The following is a 2652-nucleotide window of genomic DNA, read 5'->3' as shown; positions in this document are numbered from 1 at the left end:
GAGCCCACTGCTCGTTCGTGAGGTCACCCCGCGCCACACAACAGATCATGCAACCCGAAAGTCACCATCAGATCCACGGACAGCCTCGGGACGTACTTCCCAAACAGTCCCTAGCTGACCGCCTCGACGTGTCCCGACAGACGGTCAACGCCATCGAAACGGGCCGCTTCGACCCGAGCCTGCCCCTGGCGTTCAAGATCGCCGCCGTCTTCGAGGGCCGGATCGAGGACCTGTTCTTCCCCCCCGAAGACACCGGCCCTGAGGCCTGATCGTCCGGGCCGCCCCACAGCTGCTCTGCACCTTCCGCCGGCCCGCGCGGCGTGTACCGCGCTCGCTCCTCATCCGGCATGACCCGCTGGAGGTTTGCCATGAAAACTCAAGGACCCATCCCCGCGCCCAGGCGATCCGGGCCGCCGCGGCGGCCATGGCGGAGCACCGCCGCGCTCGGCGCGGCCCTGACCGGTGGGGAAGACGACATACCGGCGATGATCGTCTACCTCACCCGGGTGCTGAAACACCGACGATCAACGCATTCTGGGAGGAGCTCGCCTTCCTGCCGCGGGCCTGGGTGGCGGTCAGCGGAACTGGCGGAAGAAAGCGCGGACGTCGTCAACGAGCAGTTGCGGCTCCTCCATCGGCGCGAAGTGGCCACCGCTGGGCATGACGGTCCACCGCGCCAGGTTGGCGTGCTGTTCGGCGACCGCCCGCGGGAACAGCACAACGTCCTGCGGGAACACAGCGATCGCGGTGGGCGCCTCGATCGCTGGGCTGCGGGTGTGGGCAAGGGACATCGGTCGTCGGCGCGTCTCCGCATATAGCCGCGCTGTGGTGTGGAACGTCTCGGTGAACCAGTACAGCGACACCGTCGTCAGCAGATCGTCCTTGGTGAAACGCCGCTCCACGTCGCCGCCGCAGTCACTCAAGTTGCGGCGACGTTCCACGATCCACGCCGCGAGCCCCGCCGGCGAATCGTTCAACGCCCAGGCCAGCGTCTGCGGATCGGCGGTGTGGACGGCGACATGGCTGCGGGCGTTCCGCAGCCGCGCCCGCATCCGTTGGTACCAGTGCTCCTCGCCCGGGCCGTAGTCCTCGGGCCGCAGATCGTCCCAGTGCAGAGTCGGGAATGAAGGCATCGACAGGTGGACACCGAGCAGGTCATCGGCATGGGCATGGCCGAGACGCCCGGTGACGATCGCACCCAGTCCCCACCCTGGGCGCAGAACGGCCCGTAGCCAAGAATCTCACGCATAAGCCGCACCCACAGCTTCGCGATATCGACCGGGTTGATGCCGGGCACGCGCAGCGGTGAGGAGAAGGTGAAACCCGGCAGCGACGGCACGACGACGTCGAAAGCGTCTGCCGGATCGCCGCCGTGCGCCGCCGGGTCGCTGAGCGGGCCGATCATCTTGTGGAAGTCCCAGAAGGTCCACGGCCAGCCGTGGATGAGCACCAGCGGCAGCGGTGCCGGACCGCCCGGGACACCCCGACCAGGCACGTGGACGTAGTGGACGGGCACCCCGTCCAGCTCGACACGAAAATGCGGAAACGAGTTGATCTGTGCTTCCGTCTTGCGCCAGTCGAAGCCGTCCAGCCAGTAGCCGACCAGCTCGCGCAGATAGCCACCGGCCACGCCGTAGGACCAGTCCGCGTTCGCGAAGTCGTCGGCGAACCGAGTCCGGGAAATCCGCGCCTTCAGGTCGTCGACCGCCGCATCGGAAACCTCGACCGTGAATGCCTGCGGCTCGGGTGAACCCATGCCTACAACCCCTTATCGGCCTGCTGAGCCATGCTCAGTAGCCGGAATGAAATAACCTGTTCATTTTGAGCCTTCTGCAGGCCCGTGACCTGCGAAGACGCTCCCGAGGATGCATTTGTTACTTCATTACAGATCCTCAGGAGTCGATCTCCATTCGTTGTTCATGAGGATGAGGCATGTTCCGCCCGCATCGACGTCGAAGTGGCCAACCCGATCACGATATTCAGGAACGCCGCCGACATCGGCACTCCCTCCGCTGGCCCCCTGTTATCGGGATGGAGAGATCCTCCCACGCTAATGGGAGCATCGTCACCGGCATCTTTCGGAAACCAACGAGGATCGAAATTGGTCACACCCGATACTCGTCGCCGACGAGTATCCGTCCGGCTAGTACTCCAGCCCGAGATTTGTGATCATTTGGGTCTAGTGGGCTGGCCGTGGGTGGCCGGGCTGGCATGGCGCGGCGTGGCGAGCCTGGACATGGGGAAGCCGCCGGTGATCGTCGCGGGTTGTGTCGACTCTCGAAGATCATCCGGTGGCTGTGTGCCCCAGCGTAGACCCTGACAGCTGGCGGGAAGCGTTCGAGGCCTTTGCTGCCCGGCTCGACCGCCGATTTGCCCGGGCCGAGTCCCGAAAGCGGATGCGCCGGTTCCTGTGTGGCCTGATGGCCGGGCTACCACGGGTGAACTGCTGGACGCTCGCCGAGCATGCCGGGGAGCGGTCCCCGGGCGGGATGCAGCACTTCCTGGCCGGCGCGGTGTGGGACGACGACGGCGGGCTGCGCACCGACCTGCGTGACTACGTCGTCGAGCAGTTCGCCGATCCCGAGGCGGTTCTCGTCGTCGACGAGACCGGCGACCTGAAGCACGGAAAAATGACGGTCGGTGTCCAACGTC

The 2652-nt window shown here is 65.9% G+C and carries 4 protein-coding genes; 2 read left to right on the top strand and 2 right to left on the bottom strand.

What is annotated here, in order from left to right; all coding sequences use genetic code 11:
• The coding region (locus NBW77_RS22950; protein WP_502799514.1) for a helix-turn-helix transcriptional regulator at positions 1 to 269 on the top strand (269 nt) is incomplete at its 5' end.
• 306 nt (positions 270 to 575) lie between these two features.
• Here NBW77_RS22950 and NBW77_RS21950 read toward each other — a convergent pair.
• On the bottom strand, positions 576 to 977 hold the full coding sequence (locus tag NBW77_RS21950; protein ID WP_250280290.1) for an alpha/beta fold hydrolase: 402 nt from the start codon (positions 975 to 977) through the stop codon (positions 576 to 578).
• Positions 974 to 1756, bottom strand: a complete 783-nt coding sequence (locus NBW77_RS21945; RefSeq protein ID WP_250280289.1) for an epoxide hydrolase family protein — start codon at positions 1754 to 1756, stop codon at positions 974 to 976. Before NBW77_RS21945 ends, NBW77_RS21950 begins: the two co-directional genes overlap by 4 nt.
• A gap of 535 nt (positions 1757 to 2291) precedes the next feature.
• On the opposite strand from NBW77_RS21945, the gene NBW77_RS21940 reads away from it, so the two are divergent.
• On the top strand, positions 2292 to 2652 hold a 361-nt coding region (locus NBW77_RS21940), incomplete at its 3' end, for a transposase (protein WP_250280288.1).

It is taken from the genome of Frankia sp. Cppng1_Ct_nod (assembly GCF_920656135.1).
GTDB lineage: Bacteria > Actinomycetota > Actinomycetes > Frankiales > Frankiaceae > Protofrankia > Protofrankia meridionalis.
The sequence above is the reverse complement of the archived record's forward strand: the minus strand, read 5'-3'. Positions and strand labels throughout refer to the sequence as shown.

Excerpts from the sequence above, each read along its gene's own strand:
- NBW77_RS21945 (WP_250280289.1), bottom strand. The coding sequence starts at position 1,756 with ATGGGTTCACCCGAGCCGCAGGCATTCACGGTCGAGGTTTCCGATGCG.